The organism is Streptomyces sp. NPDC001568 (genome assembly GCF_042893755.1).
Taxonomy (GTDB): domain Bacteria; phylum Actinomycetota; class Actinomycetes; order Streptomycetales; family Streptomycetaceae; genus Streptomyces.
Genome location: NZ_JBIAVF010000008.1, coordinates 133,465 through 150,871 on the forward strand (window position 1 = coordinate 133,465; position 17,407 = coordinate 150,871).

16 protein-coding genes are annotated in these 17,407 nt (G+C 73.0%); 7 read left to right on the plus strand and 9 right to left on the minus strand.

The annotated features are described in order from the left end of the window. The 3 genes from ACFY0I_RS16720 to ACFY0I_RS16730 all read left to right on the plus strand — a co-directional run bounded on the left by ACFY0I_RS16720 (window position 1) and on the right by ACFY0I_RS16730 (window position 3,352). Window positions 1-927, plus strand: a complete 927-nt coding sequence (locus tag ACFY0I_RS16720; protein WP_388895698.1) for a cyclase family protein — start codon at window positions 1-3, stop codon at window positions 925-927. 312 nt (window positions 928-1,239) lie between these two features. Beyond that, a complete protein-coding gene (locus tag ACFY0I_RS16725) occupies window positions 1,240-1,797 on the plus strand; it encodes a hypothetical protein (protein WP_388895701.1) in 558 nt (185 codons plus the stop codon). 133 nt (window positions 1,798-1,930) lie between these two features. Then, window positions 1,931-3,352: a pentapeptide repeat-containing protein gene (locus ACFY0I_RS16730; RefSeq protein ID WP_388895704.1), complete on the plus strand. Its 1,422-nt coding sequence runs from the start codon at window positions 1,931-1,933 to the stop codon at window positions 3,350-3,352. 260 nt (window positions 3,353-3,612) lie between these two features. Here the strand turns inward: ACFY0I_RS16730 and ACFY0I_RS16735 are convergent, their stop codons facing one another. The 4 genes from ACFY0I_RS16735 to ACFY0I_RS16750 form a co-directional block, all read right to left on the minus strand. Beyond that, window positions 3,613-4,062, minus strand: a complete 450-nt coding sequence (locus ACFY0I_RS16735) for an ATP-binding protein (RefSeq protein ID WP_388895707.1) — start codon at window positions 4,060-4,062, stop codon at window positions 3,613-3,615. Between the two features lie 345 nt (window positions 4,063-4,407). Continuing rightward, on the minus strand, window positions 4,408-5,334 hold the full coding sequence (locus ACFY0I_RS16740; RefSeq protein WP_388895710.1) for an acyl-CoA dehydrogenase family protein: 927 nt from the start codon (window positions 5,332-5,334) through the stop codon (window positions 4,408-4,410). A gap of 6 nt (window positions 5,335-5,340) precedes the next feature. Continuing rightward, a complete protein-coding gene (locus ACFY0I_RS16745) occupies window positions 5,341-6,495 on the minus strand; it encodes an acyl-CoA dehydrogenase (RefSeq protein WP_388895712.1) in 1,155 nt (384 codons plus the stop codon). Then, window positions 6,495-7,712 (minus strand): amidohydrolase family protein, encoded by a 1,218-nt coding sequence (locus ACFY0I_RS16750; RefSeq protein ID WP_388895715.1) that lies wholly within the window; start codon window positions 7,710-7,712, stop codon window positions 6,495-6,497. The genes ACFY0I_RS16745 and ACFY0I_RS16750 overlap by 1 nt, the downstream gene beginning before the upstream one ends. Before the next feature lie 139 nt (window positions 7,713-7,851). Between ACFY0I_RS16750 and ACFY0I_RS16755 the strand changes: the two genes are divergently transcribed. After that, entirely contained in the window at window positions 7,852-9,399 is a 1,548-nt protein-coding gene (locus ACFY0I_RS16755) for an AMP-binding protein (RefSeq protein WP_388895718.1), read from the plus strand. A gap of 90 nt (window positions 9,400-9,489) precedes the next feature. Here the strand turns inward: ACFY0I_RS16755 and ACFY0I_RS16760 are convergent, their stop codons facing one another. Next, the gene (locus tag ACFY0I_RS16760; protein ID WP_388895721.1) at window positions 9,490-10,005 is read right to left on the minus strand and encodes an EF-hand domain-containing protein; all 516 of its coding nucleotides are present in this window, start codon (window positions 10,003-10,005) and stop codon (window positions 9,490-9,492) included. 295 nt (window positions 10,006-10,300) lie between these two features. Here ACFY0I_RS16760 and ACFY0I_RS16765 point away from each other — a divergent pair, with 295 nt between their 5' ends. Both ACFY0I_RS16765 and ACFY0I_RS16770 read left to right on the plus strand, forming a co-directional pair. Continuing rightward, window positions 10,301-10,879: a sigma-70 family RNA polymerase sigma factor gene (locus tag ACFY0I_RS16765; RefSeq protein ID WP_388895724.1), complete on the plus strand. Its 579-nt coding sequence runs from the start codon at window positions 10,301-10,303 to the stop codon at window positions 10,877-10,879. Then, window positions 10,876-12,135 carry a maleylpyruvate isomerase N-terminal domain-containing protein gene (locus ACFY0I_RS16770; RefSeq protein ID WP_388895726.1) on the plus strand — a complete coding sequence of 420 codons (1,260 nt, stop codon included), beginning with the start codon at window positions 10,876-10,878 and terminating at the stop codon, window positions 12,133-12,135. Before ACFY0I_RS16765 ends, ACFY0I_RS16770 begins: the two co-directional genes overlap by 4 nt. A gap of 126 nt (window positions 12,136-12,261) precedes the next feature. Here the strand turns inward: ACFY0I_RS16770 and purU are convergent, their stop codons facing one another. Both purU and ACFY0I_RS16780 read right to left on the minus strand, forming a co-directional pair. Continuing rightward, entirely contained in the window at window positions 12,262-13,134 is an 873-nt protein-coding gene (purU, locus tag ACFY0I_RS16775; protein WP_388895729.1) for a formyltetrahydrofolate deformylase, read from the minus strand. Window positions 13,135-13,148: 14 nt separating this feature from the next. Further along, the gene (locus ACFY0I_RS16780) at window positions 13,149-13,595 is read right to left on the minus strand and encodes a hypothetical protein (RefSeq protein ID WP_388896226.1); all 447 of its coding nucleotides are present in this window, start codon (window positions 13,593-13,595) and stop codon (window positions 13,149-13,151) included. A gap of 185 nt (window positions 13,596-13,780) precedes the next feature. On the opposite strand from ACFY0I_RS16780, the gene ACFY0I_RS16785 reads away from it, so the two are divergent. Further along, window positions 13,781-15,139 (plus strand): ABC transporter substrate-binding protein, encoded by a 1,359-nt coding sequence (locus ACFY0I_RS16785; protein ID WP_388895732.1) that lies wholly within the window; start codon window positions 13,781-13,783, stop codon window positions 15,137-15,139. Window positions 15,140-15,159: 20 nt separating this feature from the next. On the opposite strand, the gene ACFY0I_RS16790 is transcribed toward ACFY0I_RS16785, so the two are convergent. After that, complete coding sequence (locus tag ACFY0I_RS16790) at window positions 15,160-15,510, minus strand: hypothetical protein (protein ID WP_388895734.1); 351 nt, start codon at window positions 15,508-15,510, stop codon at window positions 15,160-15,162. A gap of 86 nt (window positions 15,511-15,596) precedes the next feature. Further along, complete coding sequence (locus ACFY0I_RS16795; protein WP_388895737.1) at window positions 15,597-17,327, minus strand: hypothetical protein; 1,731 nt, start codon at window positions 17,325-17,327, stop codon at window positions 15,597-15,599. Between the last annotated feature and the right edge of the window lie 80 nt (window positions 17,328-17,407).

Below are 17,407 nucleotides of genomic sequence, written 5' to 3' on the forward strand. Positions count from 1 at the left end.
ATGTCCCTGCCCCCCGAGTTCCACGACATCGCCAAGCGCGTCAACAACTGGGGCCGTTGGGGCGCCGACGACGAGATCGGCACCTTGAACCTGATCACCGACCCGGTCGTCCGCGCCGCCGCCGCCGGCGTCCGCAGGGGCCGCCGGGTCCCGCTCGCCCTCCCGCTGAAGGAGGACGGCGTACAGGTCGGCATGATCCCGGGCCGGATCAACCCGCTGCACACGATGGTGCAGATCAACCAGGAGATCTTCGGGCCCGGGACGGTGGCGTGCAGCGACGACGCCGTGACGATGGGACTCCAGGCGGCCACCCATTGGGACGCGCTGACGCACGTCTCGCACTCGGGGAAGATCTACAACGGCCGCCCGGCCTCCTCCGTCACCGCGCACTCCCGCGCCGCGTTCAGCGGCATCGACAAGGCCCGGCACATCGTCTCGCGGGGCGTCCTGCTGGACGTGGCCCGCGCCAAGGGCGTGGACCGGCTGGAGGGCGGCCACGCGGTGACCCCCGAGGACCTGGCCGAGGCGGAGGAGTTCGGCGGGGTCACGGTCCGCGCCGGCGACATCGTCCTCGTCCGCACCGGCCAGATCCAGGTCTACCTGGCGGGCGACAAGCACGGCTACGGCTTCCCCTCACCCGGCCTGTCCGTCCGCACCCCGCAGTGGTTCCACGCCCGGGACGTGGCGGCCGTCGCCAACGACACCCTGACCTTCGAGATCTTCCCGCCGGAGATCGACAACCTGTGGCTGCCGGTGCACGCCCTGGACCTGGTCGAGATGGGCATGCACCAGGGCCAGAACTGGAACCTGGAGGAGTTGTCCACAGCCTGTGCGGAAGAGGCCCGCTACTCCTTCCTCCTCTCGGCCATGCCGGAACCCTTCGTGGGCGGCACGGGCACCCCGGTGGCCCCGATCGCCCTCTTCTGACCCGACGCCGCGCGCGGTCCGCACCCTTCGCGCCACCACCGCGGCGGCGGGACCGTGGGGACGGCCGGCGGGGCGGGGATCCCGGGCCGAGCAAGGGGCCGGGGGCGGTACCCGCGGGTTCGTGCGGGGAGCGGAGGGGCGACGGGCGGGGCTGCTGGGGCCCGGGGACCCCTGAGGTATGCCCACAACAGCCGCACAGCGGCTGATTTCGCCCTTCTCGCCCCCTGGTGACCTTCGAAAGGATGGTCATGCGTCTCCGGGCCGCCGTCACGAGCGGTGGCTTCCCGGACGCCGAATCAGAGGGGTTCCACCATGTCACCGCGCAAGATCCTGGCGATGATGACCGCGACCGCGGCCCTGATCGCAGGCCCCGTCCTGACCGCCCACGCCTCCGACGCCACCGCCACCACCGACTCGACGTCCGCACGGTCCGCATACGCCGGGCAGGCCCGCGACGCGGGGCTGAGCGCCCCGCAGGCGGCCCGACTCCAGCAGCGGGTCGACGCCGTCCTCGCGAAGGACCCGGCGGCCCGCCAGGTCTCCGCGAACCGGATGACCACCGCCGGCGGCGCCCTGACCCTCGCCGCCCCCGGCCAGGGCGAGGCCCGCGACCTGGCCTCCCCGGACACCGCGCTCGCCTGTGGGCACGGCCACCTGTGCATCACGGACGGCCAGGGCAACAACTACGACTTCTACCGCTGCGGCTACTACGACTTCTGGGGCATCGGCGACGGCACGTTCCACAACAACCAGACCTCGGGCACCCGGGCCCGGTTCTACAACGACAACGGCAGCGAACGCTGGTCGAACGTGGCCAAGTCCACCGGCACCGCCTCCTGGACCCCCGTCTACCACATCCGCCCCTGCTGACCCGCTCCTGACGCCCCCCAGGTGCCCCCGGCCCCCACCCCCCGGGTCGGGGGCACCGCCCGGCCCGCACACAGTGCCCCGATCGCCGATTGGCATCATGGGCCGGGGCGCGGAGAAGGGGGCGGGGCCGGACATGCGTGGTCAGGCGTACGGGTTCGTGACCGCCGCCCGGCCCGCGCCGGCGGACCTGCTGCGGGTCCTCGGCGAAGCCTTCGGGGTGGGCGGGCAGGGGGTGGACGTCGGGCCCGCGCACGAGGCCGGGGACCGGACCCCGGCGGCCCTCGTCACCTGCGGGTACGAGTACTTCGCCCGGGGCGACCCGGCCCGCGCCCTCCACGTGTACGCCGCCCCCGCCCTCACCGCGCCACCGACCCCCGAGGCCCTCGGACGGGCTTTGGCCCTGGGGTTGGGGACGACCGTGCGCCCGGCCGGGGGCCCGCCCCCGATCGGGCGCTTCCCCACCCCCACCGGCGGCGCCACCCCCGCCCGGAGCGGGGAGCCCGAAGCCGGGGAGTTCGGGGAGGGTGGCGGGGGCGGCTGCCGCGTGCCGGCCACCCGGGCGGGGGTGGAGGCGTTCCCGCACGCCCCGGTGCGCGGGCTCCCCGAGGTCGTGCGGCACCTGCCGCTCGCCCCCGCCGGCACCGCCCCGCGGCTGTGGCCGTGGGCGGACCTGATCTGCCGCATGGAGGCCGACTGGCCGCCCGCGCGCTGGTACCGGCTCGACATGTACCGGGACGACCTGACGGCCCGGGACGACCTGGCCGATCTCGAAGGGGACCCCGAACCGGCGGCGCTCGACGCCCGCTTCCGAGCCATGACGGTGGACGACGGCGGCGCGGAGATCGGCACGCCGACCAGGACCGAGCAGGACACCGCCTCCGGCCCGACCACCGCCGCCCGGTACCGGCGGCCCGCCGTGCTGCCGTGGCGGGTGCTGCCGCCCGCCGACCCGGAGGGCGCGCACCGGCTGTGGGAGTGGGTGCGGGCCGGCTTCCCGACCGCGGCCGACCTGACGGACCTCGACCTCGGCGGGGCGGTCCTGTCCGGCGCCGACTTCTCGGGGACCCTGTTCACCGGCACCCGCCTCGCCGGCGCCCGCCTCGTCGGGACGGACTTCCACCGCTGCGACCTCCAGGGAGCCGACCTCACCGGCGCCGACGCCACCGGCCCCTGCTTCGTACGGGCCGTCCTCGACGGCGCCGACCTGCGCGGGGCGGTCCTCGACGGCGCCGACCTCGTGCGCGCGGAGCTCTACGGGGCCGACGCCCGCGGCGCGAGCCTGCGCGGCGCCCGCGTCCTGGGGGCCGCGCTGCTCGACACCGACCTGCGCGGGGCCGACCTCGGCGGGGCGGAGCTGCGGGAGAACCCCTTCGAGGTGGTCCTGGACGACCTCACCCGCGTGGCGGGGCTGACGGGGACGGTGTTCGGCCCGGCCACCCTGACCGCGCCGGACGGCACCCGCCGTTCCCTCGCCGGGTCCGCGCTGGAGGAATGGATCCGGGCCCGCGGTGGCGACGTACAGGTCATCGCGCCGCGCGGCCGACCGAGCGCCTGACCGATCGGCGTCGGAACCGAGGCCGAGACCGAGGGTGAGGGCTCGGACGAACCCCCCGCCCGCCCCCGACGCCCGACCCGCACGACCCGACCCCATCCCAAGACCAGCGGGTGGCGGCGTGTGTCCGTGCACACCCCGAGCGCGGCACGGCAGCCGCCACCCCGCGACCCGCACTCGTCAAGGCAGGGCCCTTGGCGTCCCCTCGCGACGAATCGCTCACCACAAGGGTGATCAACAGGTGACAATCCGTCAACACCTCGTTAGAGGTACACGCGCGGTTCCCGGCGGCGGGCAAAGTTTTCGTCGGGCGCGGTCCCGCTCGGCTCGGCCCGGTCGATCTCGCACCAGATGCGCTTGCCCGCGCCCTCGCGCTGCCAGCCCCACCGGTCGGCGAGCCCGTCGACGAGTTCCAGGCCGCGTCCGCCCGTGTCGTCCCCGGCGGCCTGCCGGGGGGCCGGCGCCCGATCGCTCGCGTCGGCGACCTCGACCCGCACCCCCGGCCCGCCGAACAGCATCCGCAGCACGGCCGGACAGCCCGTGTGCACGACCGCGTTCGTGACCAGCTCGGAGATCAGCAGGATCAAGGTCTCGGCGAGCGGCTCGTCGTCCCCCACGCCGCATCCCGCCAACCGGGACCGCGCCCATCGGCGCGCCCGCCCGACCTCGGCGGGGTCCGGTCCTACCTCCAGCTGTACCTGAAGCACCTGCACCGCTCACACCATCCGAACCGGCGGACACTTCGCCTCGCGACAGGATGGGATCACGGAATGTGATCCCCGTGCTGTGCAGCATGGTTGACATACAGTCACCACAACAAGCGCTTCGGGCATATTCCAGCGCGAAAGAGTAGGCGTGGTGCATACTGTGCGACGCTCGCGCCGCTCAACCGCTCGCATTCGTGGGAGCGTACCGGAGCCCACCCCCGCCTTCGGCCCGGATCGGGCTGGGCCCAGGACACAAACCGATATCAACTCTCTGTAATCGGACATGCGTCCCGCCCCGTTCCTCCCGTGCCCCGCGGTCACAGCGAGCGACCGCCACACCCTCCTACCCCGCTACGGGACGGCCGAGTCCAGCAGTTCCGCGGCCAGCAGTTCCTCCGCCTCCCCCGCCGTGCGCCACTGCTCCGCGCGCACCCAGGCCCGCTTCAGGTGGAGGTGGACGTCCGCCTCCCAGGTGAAGCCCATGCCGCCGTGCACCTGGAGGCAGTCCCGGGCGTTGGCCACGGCCGCCGCGTCCGCGAGGAGCTTGGCGGCGGCGATCTCGCCGGGGCCCTCGGCCCGGGACGCCGTCACCGCCGCCGCGTACACGGCCGTACGGGCCAGCTCGGCGCGGACCAGCATGCCCGCGCACAGGTGTTTGACGGCTTGGAAGGCGCCGATCGGCCTGCCGAACTGCTCGCGCTCGCCCGCGTACCGCACGGCCAGCTCCAGCGTCCGCAGCGCGCTGCCGAGCTGGAGGGCCGCCGTGAGCAGGGCTCCCGCGTCCCGGTACGGGGCGAGGTCCTCGGCCGGGGCGCCGGCGCCGGGCCGGGCCCGGTGCAAGGGGGTCAGCGGGTCCGCCGAGCGGACCGGTTCGCCGGGGGGCGGCGACGGGACGCCGAGGACGGCGTCGGCCTCCGCCAGGTGGCTGATCAGGTCGCCGCCCAGGTCGAAGGCGGTGACGACGGTGGTGCCCGCGGCGGCCCCGGGTACGGTCGCGGCCGCCAGGTGGGTGGCGACCAGCGGGCCGGGCAGCAGCGCGCGGCCGGCCTCCTCGAACAGGAGCACCGCCTCGGGGAGGCCGAGGCCGACCCCGCCGTCCGCCTCGGGCAGGCGCAGCGCGAAGAAGCCGGCCTCGCCGAGCTCCCGCCACAGGTTCCGATCGAGGGCGGCGCCGGTGTCGAGTGAGGCCCGCAGCGCCTCGCGTCCGTAGCGCCGGGCGAGGAGGTCGCGCAGGGTCGCCTTGAGGTCCCGTTGGTCCTCGGTCGGCTGGAAGTCCACGGCCGTTCACGGTCCCTTCGGGAGGCCGAGGATCCGCTCGGCGACGATGTTGCGCTGGATCTGCGAGGTGCCCGCCGCGATCGTGTACGAGAGGGACGAGAGCCGGTCCAGCACCCATTCCTCGTCGAGCGCGAGGGAGTCGGGTCCGAGGACCTGCGCGGCGGCCTCGTAGAGCTCCTGGCGGGCGTGCGAGTAGGCGAGTTTGAAGACGCTGCCGCCGGTGCCGGGGACGCCGCCGGAGCGCTGCGCCTCGCCGACGTTCCACTGGGTGAGCCGCCACAGGGCGCCGAACTCGCCGTGGAGCCGGCCGAGGGTGCGGCGCAGGACGGGGTCGTCCCAGCGTCCGTTGGCCTTGGCGGTGCGGGCGAGGTGGGCGAGGGTGCGGCGGCAGGCGACGACCTCGCCGACGAAGGCCGTGCCGCGTTCGAAGGACAGGGTGACCATGGTGACGCGCCAGCCGTCGTTCTCGGCGCCGACCCGGTTGCCGACGGGGACGCGGACCTCGTCGAGGAAGACCTCCGCGAACTCCGTCGATCCGGCGAGGGTGCGCAGCGGGCGGACGCTCACACCGGGTGCGTCCATCGGCATGGCGAGCCAGCTGATCCCGCGGTGTTTGGGGGCCCGCGGGTCGGTGCGGACGAGGAGTTCGCACCAGTCGGCGACCTCGGCGTGGGAGGTCCAGATCTTGGAGCCGGTGACGACGTACTCGTCGCCGTCGCGGACGGCCCGGGTGCGCAGGGCGGCGAGGTCGGATCCGGCGTCCGGTTCGCTGAAGCCCTGGCACCAGACCTCGTCCCCGCGCAGGACGGGCGGCAGCCAGCGGGCGCGTTGTTCGGGTGTGCCCTCGGCGGCGATGGTCGGGCCGGCGTGGAGGAGCCCGACGAAGTTGGCGCCGACGTAGGGGGCGCCGGCGCGTTCGGTCTCCTCCAGGAAGATCAGGTGCTGGGTGGGGGTGGCGCCGCGGCCGCCGGCGTCGACGGGCCAGTGCAGGCCCGCCCAGCCGGCGTCGTACAGGCGGCGCTGCCAGCCCAGGTCGTAGGCGCGTCGGGCGGGCCAGTCGTCCGGGGAGGGTTTGGCGGGGAGTTCGGGCAGGGTCTTGCCGAGCCATTCGCGCAGGCGGGCCCGGAAGTCCTGTTCCTCGTCGGTGTGGGACAGGTCCATCAGCGGCCCTGGCCGGTCCGGTCGAGGTCCAGGGGCAGGCCGAGCATCCGGATGGCGTTGCCGCGCATCAGCTTGTAGACGGTCTCGTCGTCGAGCCCCCGGACGTGGTCGAGGGCGACCTCCTTGGTGTGCGGGAAGGTCGAGTCGACGTGCGGGTAATCGGTCTCGAAGGTGGCGTTGTCGCGACCGACGACGTCGAGCGAGGCGATGCCGTGCTTGTCGCGGAAGAAGCAGCAGTAGATCTGCCGGTAGTAGTACGTGGACGGCGGCTCGGGGATGAGGTCCTTGACCCCGCCCCAGGCGCGGTGTTCGCGCCAGACGTCGTCGGCGCGTTCCAGGGCGTACGGGATCCAGCCCATCTGGCCTTCGCTGTAGGCGAGTTTGAGGGTGGGGAACTTGACGAGGACGCCGCTGAAGAGGAAGTCCATCATCGAGGCCATGGCGTTGTTGAAGCTGAGGGAGGCCTGGACGGCGGGCGGTGCGTCGGGGGAGGCGGCGGGCATCTGGGACGAGGACCCGATGTGCATGTTGACGACGGTGCCGGTGTCCTGGCAGGCGGCGAAGAAGGGGTCCCAGTAGCCGGAGTGGATGGACGGCAGTCCCAGGTGGGTGGGGATCTCGGAGAAGGTGACGGCGCGCACCCCGCGGGCGGCGTTGCGGTGGATCTCGGCGACGGCGAGGTCGATGTCCCAGAGCGGGATGATGCACAGCGGGATGAGCCGGCCGCCGCTGTCGCCGCACCATTCCTCGACCATCCAGTCGTTGTAGGCGCGCACGCAGGCGAGGGCGACCTCCTTGTCGTGGGCCTCGGCGAAGGTCTGGCCGCAGAAGCGGGGGAAGGTGGGGAAGCAGAGGGAGGCCTCGACGTGGTTGAGGTCCATGTCGGCGAGCCGGGCCTTGGGGTCCCAGCAGCCGCGGCGCATCTCCTCGCGGGTGATGCCCTCCAGGGTCATGTCGTCGCGGTCGAAGCCGACGGCGGCGATGTTGCGCTTGTACGGGAACTTGAGGTCCTCGTAGATCCACCAGTCGGTCGGGGGGCCGTCGGGGTCCATGGTGATGACGTACTTGCCGCCCGTGTAATGGAGTTCGCCGATGCCGGCGGTCAGCGGCCGGGGGCCGCGGTCGCGGTACTTGGCGGGCAGCCAGACGTCGAAGAGGTGGGCGGGTTCGATCACGTGGTCGTCGACGCTGATGATCCGAGGCAGTTCCAGTTCCATAACCGTCTCCCCAATCGCCCAATCTGATGGATCGTCAGAAACAAGCTAGCCCCGCCGGCTCTGGACCGGCAAGCGTCGGCGCCCTACGCTCTGCGCCAGATCTGACTATCCGTCAGAAATTTACCGAGGGAGGTCCGGGATGACGGACACCGCGACGGAACTGAGCCGGTCCCGGACCCTGTGGGAGCTGGTCGCCCGCCGGGCCGCGCTCACCCCCGACGGCCCGGTGCTCATCGAGGCCGCCGACCGACCCGCCGACGACCGCACGCTCACCTTCGGCGCCCTGCGCGAGCGCTCCGAACGCGTCGCCGCGGGCCTGTACGCCATGGGCGTGCGGCCCGGCACGGTCGTCGCCTGGCAGTTGCCCACCCGCATCGAGACGGTGCTGCTCTCGCTCGCCCTGGCCCGGCTCGGCGCCGTCCAGTCGCCCGTCATCCCCTTCTACCGGGACCGCGAGGTCGGCTTCGCCCTGCGCGAGTCCGAGGCCGCGTTCTTCGCCGTCCCCGGCACCTGGCGCGGCTTCGACCACACCGCGATGGCGGCCCGGCTCGGCGCGCGCGGGGTCTTCGACGCCTACCGGGGCCTCCCGGACGGCGACCCGGCCGTGCTGCCCCCGCCGCCCGGCGACGGCACCTCCGTACGCTGGATCTACTGGACCTCGGGGACCACCTCCGACCCCAAGGGCGTCCTGCACACCGACCGCTCCCTGATCGCAGGCGGCTCCTGCCTCGCGGACGCGCTGCGCCCGACCCCCGACGACGTCGGCTCGATGGCCTTCCCGTTCGCGCACATAGCGGGCCCCGACTACACGGTGATGCTGCTGCTGTACGGGTTCCCGGCGGTGCTCTTCGAGAAGTTCGCGATGCCGGACGCCCTGGACGGCTACCGCCGCCACCGGGTCACCGTCGCGGGCGGCTCCACCGCCTTCTACTCCATGTTCCTCACCGAGCAGCGCAAGAACCCCGGGACGAAGCTCATCCCGAGCCTGCGGCTGCTCGCGGGCGGCGGCGCGCCCAAGCCCCCCGAGATCTACCACGCGGTGGTCCGCGAACTGGGCTGCCGGCTCACCCACGGCTACGGCATGACCGAAGTCCCCATGATCACCATGGGGACGCCCGACGACACCCCGGAGAACCTCGCCACCACCGAGGGCCGCCCCCCGGCGGGCATGTCCATCCGCATCACCACCCCGGCCGGCGACCCGTTGCCCACCGGCACGGACGGCGAGGTGCGCCTGCGCGGCGAGGCCGTCTGCCAGGGCTACCTGGGCCGCTCCGACACCGACGGGGTCTTCGACGCCGACGGCTACCTGATCACCGGCGACCTCGGGCATCTGACCGCCGACGGCCACCTCGTCCTCACCGGCCGCAGCAAGGACGTGATCATCCGCAAGGGGGAGAACATCTCGGCGAAGGAGATCGAGGACCTCCTGCACGCGCTGCCGGCCGTCGGTGACGTCGCCGTCATCGGCCTGCCCGACCCCGAACGCGGCGAACGCGTCTGCGCCGTCGTCGAACAGCCGCCGGGCGCGGCCCCGTTGACCCTGCCCCAGCTGACCGCGTACCTGCGCGCGCAGGGGCTGGCCCCGCACAAACTGCCCGAGCAGCTGGAACTGACCGACGCGCTCCCCCGCAACGACGCCCTGCGCAAGGTCCTGAAGTACAAACTGCGCGAGCGCTTCGCCTGACCCTCCGGGAGCCGCAGGCCGGTCCCCGCCGCCCGGACGCGGCGGGGCGCGGCGCGGCGACGTGCCGCGCCGGGTGGGGCGCGGACCGGACTACGCGTCCGGGTCGACCCCGCAGTAGCCCGCGAACGCCGCCAGGATCTCGTCCTCGGAGATCCGGCCGTCGCCGTCCGCGTCCAGCACCGCCGCGACCTGGTCGGCCAGTTCGGTCGGGGTGCCCAGGACGCGCAGGACCCGGGTCGCCGCCGCCGGCGTCGCGCCCGCGCCGTCCTCGTCGGCGACGGCGATCACCGCGGCGAGGAACGGCCGGGCGATCTCCGCGAACCGGTCCGGGCTGTCCCGCAGCCGCTTCGCGGCGCCGGTGACGAACTCCTCGCGGGACACCCGCTGGTCGCCGTCCACATCGGCGATCCCGGCCATGCCCTGCCAGAACGCCTCGGCTCCGTTGAACACGGCCTGGCCCTTGTCCGACCGTGCGGTGGTGCCGAATTCGGCCAGTACCGCCCTCGCGGCCGTACTGAAGTCCTCCCGGTCGATATAGCCGGACCCGTCCTGGTCGAAGGTGGCGAATCGGGCGGCGATCTTGCGCTCGTATTCTGCGCTGTCCATAGTCGGCGTTCCGCCTTCACGTGTGCGATGGGGTGCAGTTCAAGACAAGGCAGGAGCGTAAGCCCTCAGTGGCCCGAGCGTTAAGCGAAGCGGTCAAGCAGGTGGCCGCATCGAACCCGCGCACGGGGAGCGCGACGGGGCGCGTATGCGTGTGCCATCGCGGGGTAGGTGTCACGCCGTCACCGCCACGGGCGTAGCACGGGGCCCACCCTTCCAGGGCGAGCTTCCGCCAAAACAGGCGCGTTCCGTCAGGTGCGGACTACATTCGACGGGTCGACACACGGCAGGGGGCACCATGGCGAAGGACGTTCCACCGCGCTGGGACCGACGCATGCAGCAGCGCCTCGCCCGCGGTGAGGCGGCGGCGCTCGGCGAGCTGTACGACCGGTTCGCCTCGCTCGTGCACAGCCTGGCGCACCGGGTGCTGGGCGACGAGAAGGCGGCCGACCGGATCACCCGCGAGGTCTTCGGGTACATCTGGGAGAACCCGGACGCCTACGACCCGAAGCAGGGCTCCATGCGGTCCTGGGTCGCCCGGATCACCCAGGGCCAGGCGGTGGCCCGATTGCGCCAGGCCGAACTGGGCCGCGGTTCGCGGGAGGAGCTGGAGCAGAAGGTACGCAGCGCCAACGCGGCGGCCCGCGCCGACTACATCGTCACGTCCATGCCCGCCCCACTGCGGGCCGCCCTGGAGCTGGCCTACTTCAAGCGCCGCGACTACCGGCAGGCCGCCGCCGACCTGCAGATCAGCGAGGACGAGGCGCGGCGTCGGCTGCGCCTGGGCCTCCAGCTGCTGTCGACCGCCAACGTCCTCCCCCGCGAGGACCCCGCCCCGCCCGGATACGGCCCACGCGAATACGGAACGCCCCGATGACCGGCCCCTCCGAAGAGACCCCCGACGACGCGTACGAGCGCCCGGCGGGCGGTTCGGCGCGGATACCCGGTCCGCGGGCGGCGGGTGACGACCTCCGTCCGCCGCACCCGCTGCCGTCGCCCGCGGACGGCGCCCCGCCCGTTCCCGTCCCGGCGCCGCCCTCGCACGGCGTGCTGAAGTCCCTGCTCGGGGCGTGGGCGCTCGCCGCGTGTTCCGCCGAGGAGACGCAGGCCGTGGAGGACCACCTCACGGAGTGCGCGCCCTGTGCCGAGGAGGCGCTGCGGCTGCGGGACGCGGTCGGGCTGCTGCACCCCGAGGAGAGCCTGGACCTCAAGCCGCTGCTGCGCTCGCGGGTGCTGGAGGACTGCCTGGGCAAGCGCCCGGCGCGGATCCCGGTGCCGGTGTGGGCGAACCCGTACGACACCGAGACGGCGCGGCTCGACGCGCTGCTGCGGGACTTCGGCGATTCCGAGTGGCACACCCCGGTGCGGCTGAAGTGGTTCGAGGAGGAGCAGCGCCGCTCCCGCCGCACCACGGTGGCGGGTGTGATCGGTCACCTGCTGACGGTGGACGGGCTCGTCGCGACCGCGCTCGGCCTCGACGATCCACTGGGGCCGCAGGCGCCGCCGGGCGACCCCACGCGCCGTACCGAGCACTTCTGGAGCTCCTCCCCGTACCCGACCACCCGCCAGGTCCGCGAGCCGTGGCGGGAGCAGGGGCACACCCTGGTTCGTACGGTGTCCTTCGCGGGTCGGGGCGTGGCCGAACTGGGCGTGGACTACGGCGGGTTCGCCCTGCCGTTGGGGGACGCGTTCCTGGAGCGGGCCTTCGAGTGCTGGGTGCACGCCTGGGACATCGCGGAGGCGGTGGACTATCCGTACGAGCCCCCGTCGGGCCCGGACCTGCACCGGATGATCGACCTCGCGGCGCGGCTGCTGCCGGGCGCGCTGGCGGGGCGGCGCCGATCGGGGTTGGCGGCCCCGGCGCGCGGACTGGTCGCGGCGGGAGCGCCGGGGCGGACCCTGCACCTGGAGATCGAGGGTGCGGGCGGCGGTGGCTGGGACATCGCCCTGGACTCGCCGGCGGCGAAGCCCTCGCGGGAGCACACCGTGGCCGAGGTGGCGTTGGACGGCCTGGAGTTCTGCCGGCTCGCCGCCGGTCACATCTCGCCGGAGGAGGCCGCGGCGGGCCAGACCGGCGACCGCGAGGCCATCCGCGACGTGCTGTTCGCCGCCGCTTCGCTCAGCCGCCTGTAGGCGCGGCGGCGCCCCCGGCCGGGCCGGCCGGGGGCGGGGTGTAGCGCGTCATACGTGGCGCGTCATACGTCACGCGTCGTTGCGGCTCGGGCTCGGGCCCGGCTCGGGCTCGGGCTCAGGCTCAGCTCAGGCGAAGACGACCGTGCGCGAGCCGTTCAGCAGCACCCGGTGTTCGCTGTGCCACTTCACGGCGCGGGCCAGCGCCTGGCACTCGACGTCGCGGCCGATGGCGACGAGCTGGTCGGGGGTCACCTCGTGGCCGACGCGCTCGACCTCCTGCTCGATGATCGGGCCCTCGTCGAGGTCGGCCGTCACGTAGTGGGCGGTCGCACCGATCAGCTTCACACCGCGCACGTGCGCCTGGTGGTACGGCTTGGCGCCCTTGAAGCTCGGCAGGAACGAGTGGTGGATGTTGATGATCCGCCCGCTCAGTTCCTTGCAGAGGGTGTCCGACAGCACCTGCATGTAGCGGGCGAGGACGACCAGCTCGACTTCCTTCTCCCGGACGAGCTCCAGCAGCCGCGCCTCGGCGGCAGCCTTCGTGTCCTTGGTCACCGGGATGTGGACGAACGGCACGTCGTACGAGCCGACGAGCTCCGCGAAGTCGGTGTGGTTCGAGACGACCGCGGCGATCTCCACCGGGAGCGCGCCGATGCTCGACCGGAACAGCAGGTCGTTCAGGCAGTGGCCGAACTTCGAAACCATCAGCACGATCTTCATGCGCTCGTCGGAGCGGTGGATCTGCCACTCCATCCGGAAGGACTCGCCGATCGCGGCGAAGCTCGCGCGCAGCTTGTCGACCGTCAGCCCCGGCTCGGACTCGAAGTGCACCCGCATGAAGAAGAGGCCGGTCTCCCGGTCGCCGAACTGCTGGCTGTCCACGATGTTGCAGCCGGTCATGAAGAGGTAACTCGACACGGCGTGGACGATGCCCTGCTTGTCGGGGCAGGACACGGTCAGGACGTACTGGGGCTGCGCCTCGGGCTGCGGATCGCTCATGACCGCATAGCCTTTCACACCGCGCGGGTGAGGCTCCTCAGAACTTCCACGGAGCTGGGCCGGGCGTCCGGATCCTCCCCGTCCGCCGACGCCATCCGTACGTGGGCCTGCCGGGCGGCCCGTACGGCCTCGGGCCACGCGGGGTGCTGGAGGTAGGCGGAGACGGGAGCGTCCGGTCCGACCTGGTGCAGGATCCGCAGCACCCGCAGCACGGCGAGGTCGACCGCGGCCGCCTCCTGGGCATCGCGGAAGATCGTGCCGACGTACTTGTCGGCGGACCAGCTGTCGAGCCAGGTGTCCTCGACGAGCCGGTACACGGCGTCGGTGACGTCGCCGTACCCTGCGGCACCGGCCAGCCAGACCTCTTCCTGGAACAGCGGGTCGGAGAGCATGTGCAGCGCCGAGCGCACGTTGCTGCGCCAGCGCCACCACGGCATGTCGTTGAGGGGCATGCCGCCCATGGTGGAGGAGCGGCCGCCGCGGCGGGAAGAGTTCTTCGAACCTTGGGCGAATGTCACGCTTTCGATCGTACGTTCACCGTGAACGCGATCTTGAGGCGCCCGCACCCGGCAATTCACCTCGGCGTCACCGGATGTTATGTACACCTCAGCGTTCAGTTCCCCGTGGAGCGGAATGGTCGGTGGACATGACCAGTCGGCGAAGCTCAACCCCCCTCTCCCGCACCCTGCTTGCGGCGACGATGGGTGCGTGTCTCACCACCGCGTGCGGAGTGGTTCCGGGGGGCTCGGGCGGATCCGGGGACACCATCACGGTCATGACCTTCGCCCCGATGGACACCAAAGCCACCAACATGCCCGGAATGCCCGGCATGGCCAAGGCGTACGAGAGCTGGATCAACGCCAACAGCGGCATCAACGGCCGCAAACTGCGCGTACTGACCTGCAACGAGAAGAACACCCCGACCGGCGCCGCCGACTGCGCCCGCAAGGCGATCTCCGAGAAGGCCGTGGCCGTCGTCGGTTCCTACAGCCAGCACGGACGCGCCTTCATGGCCCCGCTGGAGGCCGAGGGCATCCCCTTCATCGGCGGCTACGGCGTCTCCGCCGAGGAGTTCCAGAGCACCCTGTCCTACCCCGTCAACGGCGGCCAGCCGGTCCTGCTGGCCGGCGCCGGGCACCAGCTGGGCAAGGCTTGCGCGCAGGTGTCCCTGGTCCGGCCCGACACCCTCGCCGGGGACACCATGCCGGTGCTGCTCAACGCCGGCCTGAAGGCCAACAGGATGGCCGAGGCCTCCGACATCCGGGCCGCCGAGGACTCCGCCGACCTCACGCCGCAGGCCCGCGAAGCCCTGAACGGCTCGGCCGCGCCGGCTCCGTCGGCCGCGCCGTCGGGCACTCCGACCACGAAGGACCCCAAGGACGGAAAGGACGGAAAGGACGGGAAGGAGGCCAAGGACAACAAGCAGTGCGTGACGGCGGTCCTGGGCGAGCGCACCGAGACCTTCTTCGACGCGTTCCGCCGCATCGACGGCCAGCACCGCAACCCGCAGATCTCCTCCGTCCTGGGCAGCGTCAGCCAGGCCCTGGTGGACCGTACCGGCGGCAAGGAGAGCCCCTTCGAGGGCGCGTACCTCACCAGCTGGTACCCGGTGTCCACGGACCCGCTGTGGGCGCCGATGCGCAAGGTGATCTCCGAGCAGGCCTTCGGCGACGACAGCGTGGACCCCGACGACAGCGGGGCGCAGACCACCTGGATCGCGTACACCGTCCTGAACGAGGTCGTGAAGCGCTTCGACGGCGACGAGGCGATCACGGCGCGCAAGGTGGCCCGGGCCCTGAACCAGTCCGAGAGCGTCCCGACCGGCGGCCTGACCCCCGACCTGAGCTGGCGCTACCAGGACATGCGGGCCGTCGCCGGGTTCCCCCGCCTGGTCAACGGCCGGGTCACCTTCCAGATCGTCCAGTCGGGCCGGCTCGTCGCCCAACCCGGCGAACAGTCCCAGGACATGACCCCGACCCTCGAAAGCGCCCCCCGCTCGACGTGACGCGCGGGCGGCGGAGCCGGTCAGCTCCCGTACTTGCCCGCGGGACGCCGGTGCGCGGGCGGCACCTCGGTGCCGTCGGGGAAGGTGACGGTGGCGAAGCAGGAGCAGACCCAGACCTGGACGCACTCGGGCTCGTAGTACGTCTCGAAAGGCCGGTCGCTCCACGATCCGTACGACGTCACGATGACGGTCTCGCCGGGAGAGAGCCAGTAGTCCTGCCCGAAGGGCTCCAGCCACAGCTCAAGGAGTTCCGTCCCGCCGTTCTGGAGCAGCATCGGGACGGGGTTGCCCAGCGTGCGGATGTTCTCATCGCTGAAGTCCCCGTCGAGCCGGTCCATGTTCGCGCGCAGCGGTGCCGTGATCGTCGCCATGCTCGGCACCGCCCCCGCCGCGTCCGGATCCTCCGGTTGTCGTGTCGACGAGCCGCCGAACAGTCGCTCCCACACGGCCCGACGGGTCACAGCTGGGACTTGTCGCGTTGGGTGAGGCCGTACTTGGCGGCGATGCGGTTCCACAGGACCGCCGCCGACTCCTTGGATTTCGTCGCCTCGCCGCTGGAGCGGTTGCCGTCGGCGGCGTTGTCGGTGGAGGCGGCCTTGCCGTCCTTGCAGCCCTTCTCGTTCTTGTCGCCCTTGTCGCCCTTGTTGTCGCGACCGCCCGCGTCCTCGGCGACGTCGTCGGCCCAGTCCGCGTAGCTGTTGTCGGCGTCCGCCGAGGCCTTCCAGGCCTTGTTGAGGGAAGCCGTGAGCCTCGCGTGGTCCGGGAGCTTGTCCACCTTGAGTTCCTGGAGCCGGGTGACGAGTCCGTCGCGCTGACGGGCCGCGTCGCGCAGGTCCAGGGACGCCTGGTCGAGGTTCTTGCACACCTTGATGTCCTCGACGGCCTTGATCACCGCGGCGCGACTGTCGTTGCTGTCGGCGAGCAGCTTGTCGAGTTGGACGGCCTGCGGACGAGCGGGGTCGACCGGTGCCTCGCCGGCCGCGGAGGCGGACGCGCCGGTCGACGCGGGCGCCTCGACCGCGCCCGGGTCGTTGTTCTGGGCCTTGCCGTCGCCGAGCAGCGCACCGACGCCGAGCCCGGCCACGGCCAGTCCGACGACCGCGGCGGCGATGACCGCCGGCGGAATCCGGTTCGGGGCCGGCGGGGGCGGCGGCGGGGGCGCGTACTGCTGCTGCTGTTGCCGCGGCGGCTGCCCGGGGTGGGGGCGGCCCGGGGCGAACTGCTGCGCGGCGGCCGGGGGCGGAGCGGCCCCGCGGCGCGGCACGGGTCGGGCCACCGGCTCCCGGACGGGCGGCAGCTGCTGGGTGTGCCCCGCCGTGTCGGCGTCACCGCGGAACAGCCCGTCGAAGCCCTCGGCCGCGTTGGGCGCGGGGCCCGGCGGCACGGGCGGGATCATCTGGGTCGCGTCGTCGGCGCCCTGCGCGGGGACGGGCGGGATGAACTGCGTCGCGTCCTCGCCGCCACCCTGAGCGGGGACGGGCGGGATCATCCGGGTCGCGTCGTCGGCGCCCTGCGCGGGGACGGGCGGGATGAACTGCGTCGCGGCGTCGCCACCACCCTGGGCCGGGACCGGAGGAATGAACTGCGTCGCGTCCTCGCCCGGGTGGGCCGGGACCGGAGCGATGTACTGGGTGACCGCGTCCGGCAGCGGCGGGTAGCCGTAGCCGTGCGGGCTGCCCGGGCCCTCGAAGCCGGGGCCGAGGACGTGCCCCTGCGGCGGCTGGTCGTACGCCGGCTGCCCGGGCTGCGGCGGCTGCGGCTCGTAGGCCGGCTGCCCGTACGGCGGGGACGGGTACTCCTGCGGCGCGTGCCGGCCCGGCTGCCCGTACCCGGCGCCGTCCGGGCCGTAGCCCTCGGGCTGCGGGTAGGCGTACGCGGGCGGCCCCCACGGCTCCCCGGCCTGCGGCGCCTGCTCGGCGTACGCCTGCTGCTGCTCGGGCCGGGCCGGCTCACCGGGGTACTGCTGCTCCGGGTAGGGCTGCCCGGCGTCCGCCGGCCCCGCGTACCGCTGCTGCTCCGGGTACTGCTGACCCCCGTAGGCCTGCCCCGGGTACGCCGACTGCGCGTACCCCTGCTCCGGGTACGCCTGATCCGGACCTGCCTGCTCCGGGTAGCCCGGAGTGGCCTCCGGGCCTGCCGGACGCGACGTCCCGGGCTCGGGGACGCCCCCTTGTCCGCTCTGCGTCACCGGGACTCCTTCTGCCTTCTCCGACGTCTCCCGCAACTACGGCAACCGTCGGGTCACGCTACCCGGTCCCTCCGCGGACA

Excerpts from the sequence above, each read along its gene's own strand:
- ACFY0I_RS16720 (WP_388895698.1), top strand. The coding sequence starts at position 1 with ATGTCCCTGCCCCCCGAGTTCCACGACATCGCCAAGCGCGTCAACAAC.
- ACFY0I_RS16725 (WP_388895701.1), top strand. The coding sequence starts at position 1,240 with ATGTCACCGCGCAAGATCCTGGCGATGATGACCGCGACCGCGGCCCTG.
- ACFY0I_RS16730 (WP_388895704.1), top strand. The coding sequence starts at position 1,931 with ATGCGTGGTCAGGCGTACGGGTTCGTGACCGCCGCCCGGCCCGCGCCG.
- ACFY0I_RS16745 (WP_388895712.1), bottom strand. The coding sequence starts at position 6,495 with ATGGACCTGTCCCACACCGACGAGGAACAGGACTTCCGGGCCCGCCTG.
- ACFY0I_RS16750 (WP_388895715.1), bottom strand. The coding sequence starts at position 7,712 with ATGGAACTGGAACTGCCTCGGATCATCAGCGTCGACGACCACGTGATC.
- ACFY0I_RS16755 (WP_388895718.1), top strand. The coding sequence starts at position 7,852 with ATGACGGACACCGCGACGGAACTGAGCCGGTCCCGGACCCTGTGGGAG.
- ACFY0I_RS16760 (WP_388895721.1), bottom strand. The coding sequence starts at position 10,005 with ATGGACAGCGCAGAATACGAGCGCAAGATCGCCGCCCGATTCGCCACC.
- ACFY0I_RS16765 (WP_388895724.1), top strand. The coding sequence starts at position 10,301 with ATGGCGAAGGACGTTCCACCGCGCTGGGACCGACGCATGCAGCAGCGC.
- ACFY0I_RS16770 (WP_388895726.1), top strand. The coding sequence starts at position 10,876 with ATGACCGGCCCCTCCGAAGAGACCCCCGACGACGCGTACGAGCGCCCG.
- purU (WP_388895729.1), bottom strand. The coding sequence starts at position 13,134 with ATGAGCGATCCGCAGCCCGAGGCGCAGCCCCAGTACGTCCTGACCGTG.
- ACFY0I_RS16780 (WP_388896226.1), bottom strand. The coding sequence starts at position 13,595 with ATGGGCGGCATGCCCCTCAACGACATGCCGTGGTGGCGCTGGCGCAGC.
- ACFY0I_RS16785 (WP_388895732.1), top strand. The coding sequence starts at position 13,781 with ATGACCAGTCGGCGAAGCTCAACCCCCCTCTCCCGCACCCTGCTTGCG.
- ACFY0I_RS16790 (WP_388895734.1), bottom strand. The coding sequence starts at position 15,510 with ATGGCGACGATCACGGCACCGCTGCGCGCGAACATGGACCGGCTCGAC.